Below are 17,996 nucleotides of genomic sequence, written 5' to 3'. Positions count from 1 at the left end.
CGCCCCTTTGCGCGGGCGGCCCTCACATCGCGTGCACGGCGATGTGGCCGGGGAGCTGCGGTACGTGCACGTCGGCGTCCGCGTGGTCGACGTAGAGGTCGATCACTCCGGGGAACAGCACGGGCACCCTGTCCACCGCCGCGGGGGCCCGGGCGTGGTCGTTCAGGTACAGCTCCCGCACCTGGGGCAGGCACAGGTCCGCGGGTGCCGGGAGCAGCGAGGCGGCGGTCACGTTCAAGTGGGTGAGCTGCGGCAGTGCGTCCAACTCCGCCCAGTCCGCCGCGTCCCGGGGGCTCCCCTCCCGGTCCAGGTACAGCCCTCCGAGCTGCCGGTGCCGGGACAGCCCGCCCAGGCCGTCCGTCAGCGCGGTCCCGCTGAGCGAGAGCACCTGGAGCGGGGCCTCCGGGGACAGATCGGCCACGCGCCACTCGGCATCCTTCAGGAACAGTCCCAGGCGCCGCAGGCGCGGCAGGGTGGCCAGCAGCTCCAGGCCGCCCGGGTGCCGGGGGACGCCGAGGACCACCGATTCGAGGGGCAGCCCGCCGAGCCCGTCGAGGTCTTCCAACGCCTGGCAGCCGGCGATCTCCAGGCGTAGCAGCCGGCTCTGGTGCCGGAGGAAGGACAGGTCCCGCAGGCCGGGGTTGTGATGGACGGTCAGGTCCTGGAAGCCGTGCCGGTCCGCGTACGCCCGCAGGGCCGCCGTCGAGACCTCCCCGTCCGCCTTCAGCCGCTCCACGCTCCCCGACGTCAGCCCCAACGCCATCAGCTGCTCGTCCGAGCGGACCGTGAAGCGCACCCGGGCGGGGTCCAGCCGGGCGATCACCTCCTGTGCGTACGACAGGGGGTCGAAGCGGCTCCACGCCGCCATCAGCTCCTCCTGGACCCGCGGGGACGGGTGGGAGGAGAAGCGGGAGAGGAATCCGACGGTCCGGTCTGACATCACGTGGGAGGCGGCGAGCACCACGTGGTGGGCTGCCGTCTCGCCGAGCCAGTCCGGCCCCGGCAGCAGTTCCAGCACGATCGGGCCGGCCTCGGCGAGCCGGCGGGCCTGCTCCGGGCCGGACGGCGGGATCAGTCGGCGGGCCCGGCCCTCCACCTCCTCGCGCACCCCGACGTCGAGCTCCGCCGCGTACTCCAGGCAGGCGAAGGCCAGCAGGGTGGCCCGGTCGCCCGGGTCGGCCAGCAGGGCGCGGATCAGCTCGGCGCGTTCGCGGGGCCGGGCGTGGGCCACGGCCATCCGGATGACGTCCTCCCACTGGTCGTCGCCCACGTGCGCGGCCAGCTCTCCGAAGCCGCCCTCGTCCACGGCGGCCCGCGCGCCCAGGTAGTCCTGGAAGGTGCGGTGGACGAACTCGACCGTGCCGGGCACCGGCTCCCGCAGCAGACCGCTGCGGGCCAGGAAGTACGTGAAGGCAGCGCGCGCGTCGCCGAAGACGACCTGCGCCTGGTGGACGGAAGGCAGCGCCTCGGCGATGAGGGCCTCGGCCCGGTCGCGGTCCATCTCGGTGCGCCCGTTGCGGATCAGCCAGTAGGCCAGCCGCTGGAGCAACTGGAGCTGCGGCTCCTCCGCGAGTTCGGCGGTCATGTGCACCCGCCGCTCCCGGTCCCGCCGGGTCAGCAGCATGGACAGGGCCGCCGCGTACAGGCTGTGGCGGCCCAGCGGCAGGAAGCCGTGCCGGTCCCGGTGCAGGGCGCAGATCAGCCCGCACATGAGCGGGTTGGTGGCGAGCCGGGCCAGGTCGGAGGTGCGGCGGACGGACTGCCGGAGCCGGGCTTCCAGGTCGGGGAGCGCCGCGTCCTCGTCGGGGCGGCCGGTGACGGCGGCGGCGTGCCAGCGGCCGATGAAGGCGGCGACGTCCCGGCCGGTCATGGGGGCGAGGGCCAGCTCGGCGAAGTCCTCGTCGGTCAGCCAGTCCTCCCGGACGGCCGAGGGCCGGGTGGTCACCAGCCAGCGGTTGCCGGGGTACGCGGCGATCAGCCCGCTCAGCCACTCCCGGGTGGCGTCCCGCTCGGGCTCGGGGATCTCGTCGAGGCCGTCGACCAGGACCAGGGCCCGGCCGGCGTCGAGGACGCGGGTCTCCCAGCCGTCCGGCCGGGCGCCCGCCAGCGGGGAGCCGACCGCGTCGAGGAACCCGCCGGGTGCGGGCAGGGCGCCGTGCCGGGCGAGGGTGCGCAGGGGCAGCACGTACGGGATCCGGTCCCGGATGTAGCTCATCCGGCCGTCGGGTTCGGGACGGGCGGCGGAGACGGCCAGCCACTGGACGAGGGTGGTCTTGCCGGAGCCGGCCTCGCCGCGCAGCAGGACCCGCTGGTGCGCGGCGAGGGCCTGGTCGGCGGGGAGCGGGGCGGGCCGGGCGGGGGCCTCGGCGGGGCGGCCGGCGGCGGCGGGCAGGCCGCCGGCCAGGCCGCGGGCCGGGGCGCCGGGGCCGGCGGGCTGCGGCGGCCGGCCGGTGGCCTCCAGGCTCATGTACGCGGCGTCGAGCGGCCATTTCGCGGAGCCGGGCGGCAGGTCGATGCCGTAGATGGTGAGCGCGCTGTGCCGGCGGGCCACGTAGGCGAGGTAGCGCTGCTCGAAGGCGGTGTCGCGGGCGTCCTGGCGGGGGATGCGGACGATCAGCTCGTCGATCTTGGCGATGAGTTCGGCCTGGCGGCGGGTCTGGTGCACCAGGGCGGCGGCGACGAAGGTCGAGCGCTGCGTGAAGAAGTGCAGGACGTGCAGGCAGGTGGTGTCGAGCAGGCGGTCGTGGAAGTAGCCCGCCTCGCGGGACAGGCCCGGGTCGGGGGCGGCGGCGCGGAGCCGGGCGGCGAGCGCCTCGGGGCCGAGCGCCACGGCCTCGACGTCGGTGAGGGTGAGGTCGCCCAGGGCGTGCAGGGTCCGGGTGAGGGCCTCGACGACACCGGCCTCCTCGCCGTCGGGGAGCGGTCGCTCGCCGGGCGCGGCCAGGGCCCGGTCGACGAGTTCGGCGGCGAGCCGGCGCAGGTCCGACTCGGTGAGGGTGCGCTGCTCCTTGAAGGAGACGTACGAGGAGAGCCGGACGGGGCGGTCGACCAGCCCGGCGCCGGGCCCTTCGGTGCGGAACAGCTTCTTGACCAGGGGGGCCAGGGCGCTCGACGCGAGCCGGATTCCGATCTGGGTGGGGTCCACGACGGGTGAGCGTAGCGGCCGTTGCCGGGTCTTTGGTCCCGAAACGGACATTCGGGGATCCCGGGGGTCCGCCGGAGGGCCACCGCCGCCTCCGGGCCGGTGACAAGCCGCACAGGGCAAATCGGACGTACTACTCATTCTAGTAGATCCACAAGGGTGTGGCGGGGGTCCCGTGACCCAGGAGGATGCCGGTCAACAGGGACGAATTCCCCCGGGGCTGCTACGAGCGCCGGTAGTACAAGCGGTGTTTGGAGTGTCCGGGGAGCGCGGGTTACCAAGGATGAGCAAGCCCGGCATCTGCGCCGAAAGCGCGCCATCGTGCCGGGCCCATGCATGCCCCCTCGATCCGAGTGGTGGCGATGCGCGCCCCCCGTTGCCTCGTGATTGGTGATTCCGCATGTCGAAGAGCGTTCGTACCGGTGCCCGTCGTCCGTCCGGCCTCCGCACCCGCACCGCCGTCGTGGCCGCTGGGCTCGGTGCCGTGATGGCCTTCGGTGCCGGTCACGCCTTCGCCGCGGAGGCCGCCGCCCCGGCCGACGTCGCCAGTGTCCTGACCGGCCCCGCCGACCTGCTGGCCGCCCAGGCCACCGCCCAGGCCAAGGTCGCCGACCGGCTGGCCCAGGCCCAGGCCGACGCGAAGGCGAAGGCGGCGAAGGCGAAGGCGGCCAAGGCCGCGAAGGCCGCCGCCTGGCACGACCCGGTCGACCACTACACGCTGTCCGCGACCTTCGGCAAGGGCGGCAGCATGTGGTCCCACAAGCACTCGGGCCAGGACTTCGCCGTCCCGGTCGGCACCCCGGTCAAGTCCGTGCACAGCGGCGTGGTCGTCAAGGCCGGCCCCAACGGCGGCGGCGACGGCCCCGCGTACGGCAACGCCATCGTGATCAAGCACGCCAACGGCACCTACTCGCAGTACGCGCACCTGTCGAAGATCCAGGTCCGCATCGGCCAGCAGGTCGCCTCCGACGAGCGGATCGCACTGTCCGGCAACACCGGCAACTCCAGCGGCCCGCACCTGCACTTCGAGATCCGCACCACCCCGAACTACGGCTCCGCGGTCAACCCGGTGGCCTTCCTCCGGGCCGAGGGCGTCAAGGTCTGACCCGCACGGGCCGGACCGGTCCCCTCAGGCCCCGTGGGCCTGGGTGATCAGATCGATGGCGACTTCGAGGGCGGCCTGCCGGGTCTCCTCGGGGTCGCCTTCGACTTGCTGGAGGAAAATCATCCCGGCGTGCAGCGTGAACAGCGCGCTGACGCAGCGGACCTGGTCGGTGAGCGGCGCGTCCCGCTTGAGCAGCAGCTCGACCATGGTGAACAGCCGCCGCCGGACCGTCTCCCCGATGCTGAGCTCGCGCATCGTCGCCTGGTTCTCCTGCATGAAGCGGTACAGCTGGGCGCCCGCGACCATCGCGTTGCTGTAGCGCCGCAGCATCTCCTGCTTGGTCTCCAGCGTGGGCGGCTGCTCCTGCGCCCAGGCGATCACTTCGTCGATCGGCCGCGTCTGGTCCTCGAAGATGCTGACGAGGATCTCTTCCTTGGTCTTGAAGTGGTAGTACAGCGCCGCCTTCGTGACCTCGAGGCGCTCGGCGATCTCGCGCAGCGACGTCTTCTCGTACCCCTGCTCGGCGAACAGGTCCAGGGCCACGTCCTGGATGCGCTGCCGCGTGTTCCCGCGGCGCTGCGGCGGAGTACTGCCGGCCATCATCTCGCTCCCGAGTCCTCAATCAACTTACTTGACGCCCGGCAAGTTACGGGGCTACCTTCCCCAGTGTAGTGAACTAGCCGGGCGGCAAGTAAGTGCCAGGGGAGCGGGACGTGAGCCAGTTGAAGAAAAACGACGGGGCGGCGGCGGAGGAGCCACAGCCGCGCAGCGTGCGCGTGGTGCTGATGGCACTCATGATCGCCATGCTGCTCGCCATGCTCGACAACATGATCATCGGTACGGCGATGCCGACGATCGTGGGCGAGCTCGGGGGCCTGGAACACCTCTCCTGGGTGGTCACCGCCTACACCCTGGCCACCGCCGCATCCACCCCCATCTGGGGCAAGATCGGCGACATGTACGGGCGCAAGGGCGCCTTCCTCACCTCGATCGTGATCTTCCTGATCGGCTCGGTGCTCAGCGGCATGGCCCAGGACATGGGCCAGCTCATCGGCTTCCGCGCGATCCAGGGCCTGGGCGCGGGCGGCCTGATGGTCGGCGTCATGGCGATCATCGGAGACCTGATCCCGCCCCGCGAGCGCGGCAAGTACCAGGGCATGATGGCCGGCGTCATGGCCCTCGCCATGATCGGCGGACCGCTGGTCGGCGGCACCATCACCGACCACATGGGCTGGCGCTGGTCCTTCTACATCAACCTGCCGCTCGGCGCGGTCGCCCTGGCGATGGTCACGGCCGTCCTGCACCTCCCCAAGAAGGAACGCGGCACCGTCCGCATCGACTACCTCGGCGCGGCCCTGCTCACCGTGGCGATCACCTCGACCGTGCTCGTCACCACCTGGGGCGGCACCGAGTACGCCTGGGGCTCGGCGGAGATCCTCGGCCTGATCGCCGCGGGCGTCGTCTCCCTCGTCGCCTTCCTCTTCGTGGAGCGGCGCGCGGCCGAGCCGATCATGCCGCTGCACATCTTCCGCAGCCGCAACTTCACGCTGATGTCCGTGATCGGCTTCCTGACCGGCTTCGCGATGTTCGGCGGCGTGCTCTACCTGCCGCTGTTCCAGCAGTCCGTACAGGGCGCCTCGGCCACCAACTCCGGCCTGCTGCTCCTGCCGATGCTGCTGTCGATGATGGTCGTCTCCCTCATCGCCGGCCGGGTCACCACCAACAGCGGCAAGTACAAGGTCTTCCCGATCGCGGGCGGCGGCCTGATGGTCGTCGGCATGTTCCTGCTGGCGCAGATGGACACGGACACCTCGCGCCTGGTGTCCGGGCTGTACATGGCGGTGCTCGGCGCCGGACTCGGCTTCCTGATGCAGGTCACCATGCTCGTCGCGCAGAACAGCGTCGAGATGAAGGACATGGGCGTGGCCTCGTCCTCGGCGACGCTGTTCCGGACCCTGGGCGGTTCGTTCGGCGTGGCGCTCATGGGCTCGCTGTTCACGACCCGGGTGCAGGACACCATGACCGAACGGCTGGGCCCGGCGGGCGCCGGCGCGGCCGGCGGCTCGGCCCAGCTGGACGCGGCGAGCCTGGCGAAGCTGCCGGAGGCGGTGCGCGAGGCGTACCAGCACGCGGTGGCGGCGGGCACGCACTCGGCGTTCCTGCTGGGCGCGGCGATCGCGGTCCTCGGATTCGCGGCGGCCTGGTTCGTGAAGGAGGTCCCGCTGCGGGGTGCCGGGCCGGCGACGGAGCCCGAGCCGAAGGCGGCGCCCGCCACCGCCGGCCCCGGTACGCACCCGGAGTCCACCCTGGTCGGCTAGGCCGCCCCGCCCGCCCCCAGCCTGGGCGGCAACCTCCCAGCCTCGCCGGCTGGCCGAGGCGCGACGTCCAGCCCGCCGGCTGCCCGGGGCACTCCCAGGCTCGCCGGCTGGCCGTGGCGCGACGTCCAGCCCGCCGGCTGCCCGGGGCACTCCCAGGCTCGCCGGCTGGCCGTGGGGCAACTCCCAGCCTCGCCGGCGTTTGAGGCGCGGGTCCGGGCGGAGCCCGGTGCCCGGCGTCAGCCGGGTTGTCCGTTGGGGCTCCGCCCCAAACCCCGCGCCTCAAACGCCGGCGAGGCTGGATGTTGCGCCCCCAGGGCACCGGCGAGGCGTGGGCGGGCTCCGCCGAGGCCCGCGCCTCAAACGCCGGCGGGGCTGGAGGTTGCACCCCAGGGCGCCGGCGAGGCTGCGTGTTGTCCGCAGGGCACCGGCGAGGCTGGATGTTGCGCCCCAGGGCACCGACGAGGCTGCGTGTTGTCCGCAGGGCATCGGCGGGGCTGGGGGTGGCCGGGCAGGCTGGGAGTTGGGCGTCAGGGGGCGGCCAGGTGGGGGTTGTGCCCAGGGCGTTGGCCGGGGGTCAGGTCGGGAGTTGGACGATGGGGAAGCTGCCGGTGGTGGTGGGGGCGTGTTCCGGGAGCCAGAGGACCGCCACCGCGCCCGCAGACGCCCCGGCCCGTTCGACACCCCCCGGCGCCGCCACGTTGCGGAACGTCAGCCGCGCCCCCAACACCCGCGCCTGCCCCGCGGCAATGGTGAGGCCGAGCCCGTGGCCGACCCCGGCCCGGTCCGTGGAGCCCGTACGGAACCGGCTCGGCCCCTCGCGCAGCAGCGCCTCGGGGAAGCCCGGCCCGTGGTCGCGGACCCGTACCACGCGGCCCTCGACGTCCACTTCCAGCGGCGGCTTGCCGTACCGGGCCGCGTTGGCGAGGAGGTTGCCGAGGATCCGCTCCAGGCGGCGCGGGTCGGTGGCGACGATCTCGTCGGCCACGATCCGGACCGTGGCGTCGGGCATGAGCGTCGAGACCCGGCGGGCCACGAACTCGCCCAGCGCGATCTCCTGGAGCTCGGCCCGCTCCGACGCGCTGTCCAGCCGGGCCACTTCGAGGACGTCCTCGACGAGGACGCGCATCGCCTGGGCCCGGTCCCGCACCAGTTCGGTGGGCCGGCCGGGCGGCAGCAGTTCCGCCGCGGTGAGCAGACCGGTGACCGGCGTGCGCAGCTCGTGAGCGATGTCCGCGGTGACCCGGCGTTCGGCCTCCAGGCGCTGCTGGAGGGCCGCCGCCATGGCGTCCACGGCCCGGGCCAGGTCGTCGGTCTCGTCGCGCACGACGCCGCCGACGGCTTCCCGTACGCGTACGTCGGTGTTGCCCTGGGCGACCTTGCCCGCCGCCGCGGCCGCCTTGCGCAGCCGCCGCGAGATCTGGCCGCCGATGAGCACGCCGAGCGCCGACCCGGCGACGACCACCGCGAGGGAGCCGGCGATCAGGGCCTGGTCGAGGTCCTTCATCATGTTCGCGTTCAGGGTGAAGCTGCCGTGCACGGACAGGATGTGCCCGTTGCCGAGCGGCACCGCGGCCCACACCTCGGGCGCCTCGTTCGGGTGCTCCTGCACGTACGAGCCGCGCCGGCCCGAGCGGACCTTGTCCAGCAGCTGCTGCGGCAGGTCGGGGTCGTTGACCTTGGCCCACGGCGGCGGCTTCTTGGTGATCTCGGCGCTGCGGGAGATGAAGGTGACCCGCTCCATCTGGACGTCTCTGGCGCTTTCGAGCATCGAGACCCGGGCCGCGTTGTGCACGACCAGGCTCAGCGCGGTGGCGATCAGCGCGCCGACGGCGGCGATGGCGAAACTGATCTTCCAGCGGATTCCCGTGCGCAGGGTGAACCGCCTCATGCCTTCAGCTTGTATCCGAAGCCCCGGACCGTCTCGATGCGGTCCTGCCCGATCTTGGTCCGCAGGCGCTGGACGTGGACGTCCACCACCCGGGTGTCGCCGCCCCAGTCGTAGTCCCAGACGCGCTCCAGCAGCCGGTCGCGGGAGAGCACGGTGCCCGGCGCGGAGGAGAACTCCAGCAGCAGGCGCATCTCGGTCGGGGTCAGCGCCACCGGTGCGCCGTCCTTGCGGACCTCCATGCCCTCGGTGTCGACCTCCAGGTCGCCGAAGGACAGCACGCCTCGCTCGCCCGCGGGCGAGTCGTCGGCCGCCTGCCCGTTGGCCCCGGCGTGGCCGAAGCGGCGCAGCACGGCGCGGATGCGGGCCACCAGCACCGATCCGTCGAAGGGCTTGGTGACGTAGTCGTCGGCGCCCGCTTCGAGGCCCAGCACCACGTCGATCGAGTCCGCGCGGGCGGACAGCATGATCACGGGGACGGTCGACTCGTCACGGATGCGGCGGCACAGGCTGACGCCGTCCATGCCGGGCACCATCACGTCCAGGAGCGCGATGTCCGGCCGGTCGGCGCGGAACGACTCCAGCCCGGACAGTCCGTCGGGCATGGCGGTGACCATGAAGCCGTCGCGTTCGAGCGCAAGGGTCGTGGCCTCGCGGATGACGTCGTCGTCCTCCACGAACAGCACATGGGTCTCGGCCATCCGCCCGCCTCAGTTCTTCTGTGTGACGGCCGGGGCGGGCTGGCCCCCGCCGTCGACCGTGTTGCTGTAGTCGGTGTGCACGCGGTCGCGCACCGTGAACTTGTCACCGGACCAGTGGTACGTGATCACGTCCTCGCCCGACGGGTACGCGAGCGCGTCGCTCTTCGCGTAGACGGGCTTGGTCAGCACCAGGTCGCCCCGGTCGATCTCCGCGTAGACCGGAGGCTGCTCGTCCGCGAACACATTCTCGTACGTGCCGCCCTTCACGCGGTACACGTACGAGCCCACGCCGACCGCGTCGGCGCAGGACAGGACGTTGACGACCACGTCGTCCACGGTGTTGCCGGTGACCTTCCCGTACGTCACGTCGACCGGGTACTCCTTGCCGACGCACGGCTTCAGGTCCCGCTTGACCTCGGAGCTGACCTTCGGGTCGGCCTTCACCAGCGCCACCGCGTCGACCGTCTCGAAGGTCGGGGCGGCCGGTGAGGCGGCGGGGGTCGGGGCCGCGGCCTTCGCCGCCTGCTCCGAACGGGCGGGTCCCTCGTCCTTCAGGCCGGCGCCCCCCGATGAGCAGGCGACCATGAACAGCACTGAGCCGGCGAGGACGAAGGTCCCCGCCGACATGGCAGTGAGTGAGCCTCTTCCGAGGCGTCTGCCGCTCAGGCCGCGCACCGCTCCCGCCCCTCGTCACGCACGTTGTGGTCACCGCGTTCCAGCGCGCGCATGTCGAGGTTCCGGCTCTCCAGCTCCTGGCGGAGCCGGGCCAGCGCCCGGTGCAGCGTGCTCTTCACGGTACCTGCCGACATTCCGAGCGCCGTGGCCGTCTCCTCGGTGCTCATCTGCTCCCAGTGTCGCAGCACGACCACGCTCCGCTGCTTGGGCGCGAGGACTCCGAGGATGTCCATCAGCAGGGCGCGGTCGGCACGCTGGTCGGAGCCGTCCTCGACGCTGGCGTCGGGGAGTTGCTCGGTGGGGACCTCTTCGAGCTTGCGGGCGCGCCACCACTCGGTCCGCGTGTTGATCATGACGCGGCGCAGGTAGGCGTCGGCGAGGGACTTGTCGGCGATGCCGTCCCAGCGGCCGTACGTGCGGACGAGGGCGGTCTGGAGCAGGTCCTGCGCGTCCACCGGGTCCGGAACCAGGCGTCGGGCGCTGCGCAGCAGCGCGTCCTGACGGGTGCGGACGTACTCTTCGAATTCGAGTACCTCGCCGTGCGCCATCTCAGACCGCCTCCGTTCCGTTACCGCATCACCTGTGGGGCTTACGGATTCGAAGGTACGGAGGCGTTGTCACGAGGCTGTGCGGGCCAGACCTCGGCGGGCGCACGGACGTCCATAGGTTGTGTAACAGCCCCCGGCGGGCGGGGGCCGTTTCCCGCGCGTACGGGCGGGTCAGGCGACGGGCCGGCCCTGCGGGAGCCGGTACGCGCCGCCCTCGAGGGGTTCCACCAGTCCGTCCGCCACCAGCCCGTCCAGAGCGCGGGCCCGCTGTACGGGCTCGTCCCAGACGGTGTCGAGCGCGGCCTGCGGCACGGGTCCGACCGCCTCGCGCAACACGGCGAGCAGCTTGCCGCGCACCTGCCGGTCGGTGCCGGCGTACGTCTGGCCGCGCCGCGGCGGGCCGTCGTGTGCGGGCTTGCCGGCGAGCCGCCAGGCGCACTGTCCGGCGACCGGGCAGCGGGCGCAGTCCGGGCTCTTGGCGGTGCACACGAGCGCGCCGAGTTCCATGGAGGCGGCGGCCCAGCGGGCCGCGGTCGGCTCGTCGGCGGGCAGCAGGGCGCGGGCGAGGCGGCGTTCGGCGGCGGTGGTGGCGTTCGGGGGGTACTCGGTGCCGGTGGCCAGCCGGGCGAAGACCCGGCGGACGTTGGTGTCGAGGACCGCGTGCCGCTGCCCGTACGCGAAGGAGGCGACGGCGGCGGCCGTGTACTCGCCGATGCCGGGCAGGGCGAGCAGCTGGGCGTGCTCGCGGGGCACGTCGCCGCCGTGCCGTTCCGTTATGGCCACGGCCGCGCCGTGCAGCCGCAGGGCGCGGCGCGGGTAGCCGAGCCGGCCCCAGGCCCGTACGGCCTCGCCGGGTGCCTCGGCGGCCAGGTCGGCGGGGCGGGGCCAGCGGGCCAGCCACTGCTCGTACACGGGGAGCACCCGGGCGACGGGGGTCTGCTGGAGCATGAACTCGCTGACCATGACGCCCCAGGAGCCGGCTTCGGGCCGACGCCAGGGCAGGTCCCGGGCGTGCGCGTCGAACCATGCGACGACGGGCTCGTGCAGGACGGCGGGATCGGCGGGGACTCCCGGTGCCACGGGGGCCGGGGCCGGGGCCGAGGGGGCCGGGGAGACGGGGGGCGCGGGGGTGGGAGGCATCGCAGTCATGGCAGACGCATCCTGGCACGTTTCGCGGTCAGCGCGCGGGGCCCGGACCGGTGAACCAGACGGCGCCGACGGCCCGGCTGTCCCGCACCGAGCGGACGATCCTACTCATCGGCCCGGCGAGCAGGACCATCGCGAGGGCGGCGACCGATCCGCCCAGCAGCAGGCCCATGGCGACGTCGTGCGGGTAGTGCACGCCGACGAAGACCCGGGAGAAGGCCATCAGCAGCGCCATCGGCACGGTCAGCAGGGCGAGCTTGCGGACGGTGGCGGCCAGGGCGACGGCGGCGGCGCCCGCGATGGCGGAGTGGTTGCTGGGGAAGGACCAGTCGCCGGTCGGCGGACAGGCCACCAGGGAGGTCACCGCTCCGGCCACCGCCCGGCAGGGGCGCTCCTCGTCGACGACGGACTTCACCGACTCGGAGACCACGTATCCGAGGGCGGTCACGAGCGGGGCGAGGACGGCGAGGGCCGCCGCACGGTCGTCGAGCCGCCGGGCGCGCCACCACAGGGCGGCGAACAGGGCGCCGAAGAGCAGGAGTCCGGCCTCCGTCCACACCTCGACGAAACCTCGCACCCACTCGGGCGTGCGGTGGGCGAACTCGGTGACGTCCCGATAGAGGGCGGAGGTGTCCATTCCATAGACAGTACGAAAAGATGTGTAATCAAAAGATCAAACTCTTGGCCCGATTTCGCCGTCGGCCGGGCCGTGGCGGGATGATGATCGGCAAAACCTGTGCGCTGCGCGGCGGGTGGGGCGCGGATCGCGGGCCGATCTCTCGTAAGGTTCCGTCCGTGGGATCTCTGCGCAATCCGGTCGGACCGCTCCCCTCCTCCATTTACTGGCGCCGGAGGGCCGTCCTCGCGTCCGTCGCGGCACTACTCGCCATGCTCGCCGTATGGGCCGTCAGTTCCGGTGGCGGCACGGGCGTTTCGGACGCCAAGGGCCCCGGCCGGAACGACGGGCAGGGCGGCTCCATCGCGCCCGGACCCGACCCGTCCGGCTCGGCGATCAGTCAATACCCGGGCGGCCGCGACGAGTCGGGCGCCGGCGGCACCGGCGGCGACCACGGCGACACCTCCGCCGGCACCGGCGCGAGCGGCGGCACGGGCACCGGCACCGGGCCCGACGCGGGCGGCGGCAAGAACGGCGAACCCGGCGGCACCCCTGCGGGCGGCGGCTCCGACGGCGGCACCCAGGTCCCGGCGAACTCCCCGGTCCCCACCTGCGCGCCCGGCGCGGTCCGGTGGAAGGTCGAGAGCGCGAAGATCGCCTACGAGCTCACCGACACGCCGCGCTTCGACCTCGTCGCGACCAACACCTCCGGCACCACCTGCAAGGTCGACCTCGGCCCCCGCACCGCGGTGCTCACCATCACCAAGACCGACGCCGACAAGCCCCTGTGGTCCTCGGCCGACTGCCCCGCCGGCGCGGGCAGCGTCTACTTCCGGGTGCCCGCGGGCTCCGAGGTCACCCACGCCATCGCGTGGAACCGCAAGGCGAGCGCCGCCCGGTGCGCCACGCCGCCCCCGGGCGCGGCGCCCGCCGGCACCTATCTCGTCGAGGTCAAGGCCGAGGGCCTGCCGGTCCTGCGGGCCTCGTTCCGCCTCAACCAGGACTGAGGTTCACCCTCACGCGGGACCGGGGCTCCGCCTCGACCTGGACCGGGCGCACCGGGCCGCGGGCGCACCGCCCCGCACGCGCCGCGGCCCCCCTCACACTCGAAGGTGAGGGGGGCCGCGGCGCGTCCGGGGCGGGCTCGGCGCCGCCGGGTCAGACGTACCGCTCCAGGATCGAGGACTCGGCCAGCCGGGACAGGCCCTCGCGGACGCTGCGGGCGCGCGCCTCGCCGACGCCGTCGACCGTCTGCAGGTCGTCGACGCTCGCCGCGAGCAGCTTCTGCAGCCCGCCGAAGTGCTCCACCAGCCGCTCGATGATCGCGCCCGGCAGCCGCGGCACCTTCGCCAGCAGCCGGTAACCGCGCGGCGAGACCGCCGAGTCGAGGGTCTCGGGCGAGCCCGTGTACCCCAGCGCCCGCGCCACGACGGGCAGTTCGAGCAGCTCGGCGTGGGTCAGCAGGTCCAGCTCGGCGAGCGCCTCGTCCACCGTGCGGGAACGCTTCGCCGTCGGCTCCGGGACGTAGTCGCGGATGACCAGCTCGCGCTCCTGCTCGATGCCGACCGTCAGCTCGTCCAGCTGGAGCGACAGCAGCCGGCCGTCCGTGCCGAGCTCCACCACGTACTCGGCGATCTCCGTGGCGATCCGGCGCACCATTTCCAGCCGCTGCGCGACCGCCGTGACATCGCGGACCGTCACCAGGTCCTCGATCTCCAGCGCCGACAGGGTGCCCGCCACCTCGTCCAGGCGCAGCTTGTACCGCTCCAGCGTGGCCAGGGCCTGGTTGGCGCGGGACAGGATCGCCCCGGACTCCTCCAGCACCCGGCGCTCGCCGTCCACGTACAGCGCGATCAGGCGCATGGACTGCGAGACCGACACCACCGGGAAGCCGCACTGCTTGGAGACGCGGTCGGCGGTGCGGTGCCGGGTGCCGGTCTCCTCGGTGTGGATCGACGCGTCCGGGACCAGCTGCACGCCGGCCCGCAGGATCTTGGTGATGTCCTTGTCGAGGATGAGCGCACCGTCGAGCTTGCACAGCTCGCGCAGGCGGGTCGCGGTGAACTCCACGTCCAGGACGAAACCGCCCGTGCACATCGACTCGACGGCCTTGTCCATGCCCAGGACGATCAGCCCGCCGGTGTTGCCGCGGACGATCCGCTCCAGCCCGTCACGCAGGGGCTGACCAGGGGCGACCGCGCTCAGCGAGGCACGCATCAGGGCCTCGTGTCTGGAGCTCGCGCCGGACTTCCCGGATGCTGCTGCCCCGTCCTTGGCTGCCACTGCACTCCTCCGGTCGCGGGTTGCGCCACCCGCACCGGGGGCACCAGGACGTGCGTACGGGCGGGCGGACCAGCACAAAGTCTACCGGCGCCCGCTGCGCTCCCGTGGGGGCTACCGCCGACCGGACGGTGCGGACCCCTCCGGCCGACCCTCGGCGGAACCATTCCTTCCGCGTTCCGGCCTGCGCGGGAGCACCCGCAGGGCGTCCCCCATGTCCGCCACTTCGAGCACCTTCATGCCCGGCGGGACCTTGCCCGGATCGCTCGGCACCAGGGCGTGCGTGAACCCCAGCCGGTGCGCCTCGGCCAGCCTGCGCTGCACCCCGGTGACCCTGCGGACCTCGCCCGCGAGACCCACCTCGCCGATCGCCACCAGGTTGTTCGGCAGCGGTGTGTCGCTCGCCGCGGACGCCAGCGCCAGCGCGATCGCGAGGTCGGCGGCCGGCTCGGACAGCTTCACCCCGCCCACGGTCGCGCTGTAGATGTCCCGCTTGCCCAGCGCCGTGATCCGCCCGCGCTGCTCCAGCACCGCCAGCATCATCGACACCCGGGAGGTCTCCAGGCCCGAGGTGGTCCGCCGCGGCGAGGGGATCTGCGAGTCCACGGTCAGCGCCTGCACCTCCGCGACCAGCGGCCGCCGGCCCTCCAGCGTCACCGTCAGACAGGTCCCGGGCACCGGCTCGGCGCGCCGGGTCAGGAACAGCCCGCTCGGGTCCGCGAGTCCGGTGATCCCCTCGTCGTGCAGCTCGAAGCAGCCCACCTCGTCGGTCGCCCCGTACCGGTTCTTCACTCCGCGGACCAGCCGCAGCCGGGCGTGCCGGTCGCCCTCGAAGCTCAGCACCACGTCCACCAGGTGCTCCAGCAGCCGCGGGCCGGCGATCGCCCCGTCCTTGGTCACGTGCCCCACCAGCAGGGTGGCCATCCCGCGCTCCTTGGACGCCCGGATCAGCGCGCCCGCCACCTCGCGGACCTGCGCCATCCCGCCGGGCGCGCCGTCGATCGCGGGGGATGCGACGGTCTGCACCGAGTCCAGGATCAGCAGGGACGGCTTGACCTCGTCCAGGTGCCCCAGCACCACCGACAGGTCGGTCTCGGCGGCCAGGAAGAGGTGGTCGTTCAGCGCGTTGATCCGGTCGGCCCGCAGCCGCACCTGGCTCGCGGACTCCTCGCCCGTCACGTACAGCGTCCGGTGCTGCTCGCTCGCCGCCTTGGCGGCCACGTCCAGCAGCAGCGTCGACTTGCCGACGCCCGGCTCGCCCGCGAGCAGGACGACCGCCCCCGGCACCAGCCCGCCGCCGAGCACCCGGTCCAGCTCGTCCACGCCGGTGCTGCGCGCGGTCGCCTGCCGTACGTCGACCTGACCGATCGGCACGGCGGCGGCGGACACCCGGCCGGCCGCGGTGGTGCGCACGGCGACCACGCCCTGCTCCTCCACCGTCCCCCAGGCCTGGCACTCGGGGCAGCGGCCGAGCCACTTGGCCGTGGTCCAGCCGCACTCGGTGCAGCGGTAGGACGGCCGGTCCTTGGCGGACGATCGGGATGTACGGGCAGCAGCCATGCCGGACACGGTAGCGGGCCCCACCGACAGCCGGGGTCAACAGGCTCTGTCCCCCTTTGTGCGATCTGTTCACCCGTAAGGATTAAAACCCCTCAAGGCTTCCGGGGCGTCGCTTGCGCGGCCCCTACGGTCACGGAGTGACAAGCAGCAGCCAGGGGCAGCCCGCGCCGAGCACCGGCGCACACCGGGCGCACGGGCGTGCGCCCGGCGGCAAGGAACAACCGCCGTCCGTCCGCCACGAGCCGTATCTGGACGGCCTCTTCACGTACTGCCTGTCGGTCCTGTGCGACCACGACACGGCCACCGAGGTGCTCGCCGACGTGCTCGCGGTGGCGGAACGGCAGGCCGGACGGTGCCCCGGGGACCCGGGCGGCCGCCGGGCCTGGCTGTACGCGCTGGCCCGCTGGGCGTGCCTGCGGCAGCTCACCGAGCAGCGCCGGACCCGGCCGGGGGCGCATACCGCCCGGCGTGCGCCGGAGCGCGCCCGGGAGCACGACCGCGCGCCTCTGGGCGCCCATGCGCCCGGGGGAGCGGGTGCCGGGCACGGCCCTGGGCACGGGCCCGCCAGCGGAGCGGGACCGGGCGGCGACCCGGCCGCCGGAGCCGACTCCGCCGCCGGAGCCGACTCCGCCGCCGGAGCCGACCCCGCCGCCGGCCCCGACCCCGCCGCCGGGGCCGGGATCCGGCAGACGGAGCTGGCCCGGCTCGCCTGGCCGGAGGCCGCCGGCACCACCCCCGAGCAGCGCGAGGCCCTCGAACTCGCGGTCCGCCACTGCCTCCCCGTCACCGAGGTCGCCGCCGTCCTCGGCATGGCTCCGGCCGCCGCCCGCGAACTCCTCGCCGGCGCCGCCTGCGAGGTCGAGCGCACCCGCGCCGCCCTCGCCGTCGTCGAAACCGGGAACTGTCCGCACGTCTCCCGGCTCACCGGCGACAGCCAGGTCCTGCTCTCCAGCGCCCTGCGCGCCGAACTCGTCCGGCACGTCGACGACTGCCCGCGCTGCCGCCGCGCCGCCGAGCGCGTCGGCATCGGCAGCCCCTGGCCCGGCTCCGGCGGCATCGGCACGGTGACCCTGCCGCTCGTCGCGGCCCCCCGCTCGGCCGTGCACCTGGCCCGCCTGCGCATCCCCCGGGCCCGCGGCGCCGGCCCGCGCTTCGACCGCAGGGGCTTCCCCATGGACCCCAAGGACCGCGCCGCCCGCCGCGACCGGCTCCGGGCGCGCGCCGTCACCACCACCGTGGTCGCGACCGTCGTCGCCGCCCCCGTCCTCGCCCTGTGGGCCGCCTACCGCGGCGCCCCCGCCACCGGCGAGGGCGCGCCGGGCGCCATCGGGGTGTCGGTGAGCGACGACGACCGCCACACCCGCGCGGCCGGCGGCCCGTACGAGGTCTACGAGAACGCGGGCAACGCCCGGCCCCGCCCCGGCTCCCGCTTCACCGCCGGCGGCCAGGGCCCGGACGTCCACGTCGAAGTGATCAGTCCCGGCGCGCCCGCCGAACCCGCAACCCCCGGCAGCAGCCAGGGCCCCGGCCGGCTCACCGTCGGCGCGGTCTCCAACGGCGGCACCACCCTGGTCACCCTCAAGGCGACCGGCGGCTCGGCCGTGGCCTGGCAGCTCTGGTCGGACGCGCCGTGGCTCTGGGCGAGCCGCAGCTCGGGCGTCCTGGAGCCAGGCGAAACGTTCATCGTACGGATCACGGTCGACCGCCACGGCGAGCCGGCGGGCTACTGGAGCGCCCGCATCGGGGTCGACCCCGGCGGTGCGGTGATCTCGGTCGAGGGCCGTGGCAACCCCTGGCCCACCCAGCCCGGCGGCTCCGGCACGCCCCGCCCGACGCCCACACCCACCCCGACCCCGACGCCGACCCCCACTCCGACCCCGGAACCCACCCCCACTCCGACCCCGACGCCCACCCCGAGCCCCTCGGCGACCGAGGCGACGGCGTCGCCCGGCGAGCCCGGCGGCCCGGGCCCCTCCGAAGCCTCCCCACCCACCGGCTGACCCGGACGTACGAGGGGCAG

Annotated in this window: 14 protein-coding genes; 4 read left to right on the top strand and 10 right to left on the bottom strand. The window is 73.8% G+C overall.

All coding sequences use genetic code 11. The annotated features are described in order from the left end of the window. Positions 1–22 precede the first annotated feature (22 nt). Positions 23–3,145 carry an NACHT domain-containing protein gene (locus OG764_RS16470; RefSeq protein ID WP_328969169.1) on the bottom strand — a complete coding sequence of 1,041 codons (3,123 nt, stop codon included), beginning with the start codon at positions 3,143–3,145 and terminating at the stop codon, positions 23–25. A 397-nt stretch (positions 3,146–3,542) separates the two neighbouring features. Here OG764_RS16470 and OG764_RS16465 point away from each other — a divergent pair, with 397 nt between their 5' ends. Further along, positions 3,543–4,247 carry a M23 family metallopeptidase gene (locus tag OG764_RS16465; protein ID WP_328969168.1) on the top strand — a complete coding sequence of 235 codons (705 nt, stop codon included), beginning with the start codon at positions 3,543–3,545 and terminating at the stop codon, positions 4,245–4,247. A 24-nt stretch (positions 4,248–4,271) separates the two neighbouring features. Here OG764_RS16465 and OG764_RS16460 read toward each other — a convergent pair whose 3' ends face one another. Further along, entirely contained in the window at positions 4,272–4,847 is a 576-nt protein-coding gene (locus tag OG764_RS16460) for a TetR/AcrR family transcriptional regulator (RefSeq protein WP_328969167.1), read from the bottom strand. 185 nt (positions 4,848–5,032) lie between these two features. Between OG764_RS16460 and OG764_RS16455 the strand changes: the two genes are divergently transcribed. Next, positions 5,033–6,565 (top strand): MDR family MFS transporter, encoded by a 1,533-nt coding sequence (locus OG764_RS16455; RefSeq protein ID WP_328973037.1) that lies wholly within the window; start codon positions 5,033–5,035, stop codon positions 6,563–6,565. Between the two features lie 574 nt (positions 6,566–7,139). Here the strand turns inward: OG764_RS16455 and cseC are convergent. From cseC to OG764_RS16425, 6 genes are all read right to left on the bottom strand, one after another. Beyond that, positions 7,140–8,453 carry a two-component system sensor histidine kinase CseC gene (gene cseC / locus OG764_RS16450; RefSeq protein WP_328969166.1) on the bottom strand — a complete coding sequence of 438 codons (1,314 nt, stop codon included), beginning with the start codon at positions 8,451–8,453 and terminating at the stop codon, positions 7,140–7,142. Next, positions 8,450–9,151 carry a two-component system response regulator CseB gene (cseB, locus tag OG764_RS16445; RefSeq protein ID WP_328969165.1) on the bottom strand — a complete coding sequence of 234 codons (702 nt, stop codon included), beginning with the start codon at positions 9,149–9,151 and terminating at the stop codon, positions 8,450–8,452. The genes cseC and cseB overlap by 4 nt, the downstream gene beginning before the upstream one ends. A 9-nt stretch (positions 9,152–9,160) precedes the next feature. Then, complete coding sequence (locus tag OG764_RS16440) at positions 9,161–9,778, bottom strand: hypothetical protein (RefSeq protein WP_328969164.1); 618 nt, start codon at positions 9,776–9,778, stop codon at positions 9,161–9,163. 35 nt (positions 9,779–9,813) lie between these two features. Beyond that, the gene (locus OG764_RS16435) at positions 9,814–10,374 is read right to left on the bottom strand and encodes a SigE family RNA polymerase sigma factor (protein WP_328969163.1); all 561 of its coding nucleotides are present in this window, start codon (positions 10,372–10,374) and stop codon (positions 9,814–9,816) included. Between the two features lie 171 nt (positions 10,375–10,545). Continuing rightward, a complete protein-coding gene (locus tag OG764_RS16430) occupies positions 10,546–11,523 on the bottom strand; it encodes an A/G-specific adenine glycosylase (RefSeq protein WP_328969162.1) in 978 nt (325 codons plus the stop codon). Between the two features lie 28 nt (positions 11,524–11,551). Further along, a complete protein-coding gene (locus tag OG764_RS16425) occupies positions 11,552–12,157 on the bottom strand; it encodes a phosphatase PAP2 family protein (protein ID WP_328969161.1) in 606 nt (201 codons plus the stop codon). 158 nt (positions 12,158–12,315) lie between these two features. Between OG764_RS16425 and OG764_RS16420 the strand changes: the two genes are divergently transcribed. Then, a complete protein-coding gene (locus OG764_RS16420; protein WP_328969160.1) occupies positions 12,316–13,143 on the top strand; it encodes a hypothetical protein in 828 nt (275 codons plus the stop codon). 151 nt (positions 13,144–13,294) lie between these two features. Here the strand turns inward: OG764_RS16420 and disA are convergent, their stop codons facing one another. Beyond that, positions 13,295–14,419, bottom strand: coding sequence for a DNA integrity scanning diadenylate cyclase DisA (gene disA, locus OG764_RS16415; protein ID WP_328969159.1), 1,125 nt, complete (start codon positions 14,417–14,419; stop codon positions 13,295–13,297). A 111-nt stretch (positions 14,420–14,530) separates the two neighbouring features. Further along, a complete protein-coding gene (radA, locus tag OG764_RS16410) occupies positions 14,531–15,976 on the bottom strand; it encodes a DNA repair protein RadA (protein ID WP_328969158.1) in 1,446 nt (481 codons plus the stop codon). A 137-nt stretch (positions 15,977–16,113) separates the two neighbouring features. Between radA and OG764_RS16405 the strand changes: the two genes are divergently transcribed. Beyond that, positions 16,114–17,976, top strand: a complete 1,863-nt coding sequence (locus tag OG764_RS16405; protein WP_328969157.1) for a BACON domain-containing protein — start codon at positions 16,114–16,116, stop codon at positions 17,974–17,976. Positions 17,977–17,996: the final 20 nt, after the last annotated feature.

This window comes from Streptomyces sp. NBC_00239 (assembly GCF_036194065.1).
GTDB lineage: Bacteria > Actinomycetota > Actinomycetes > Streptomycetales > Streptomycetaceae > Streptomyces.
This window is presented reverse-complemented; position numbering and strand designations above follow the sequence as displayed.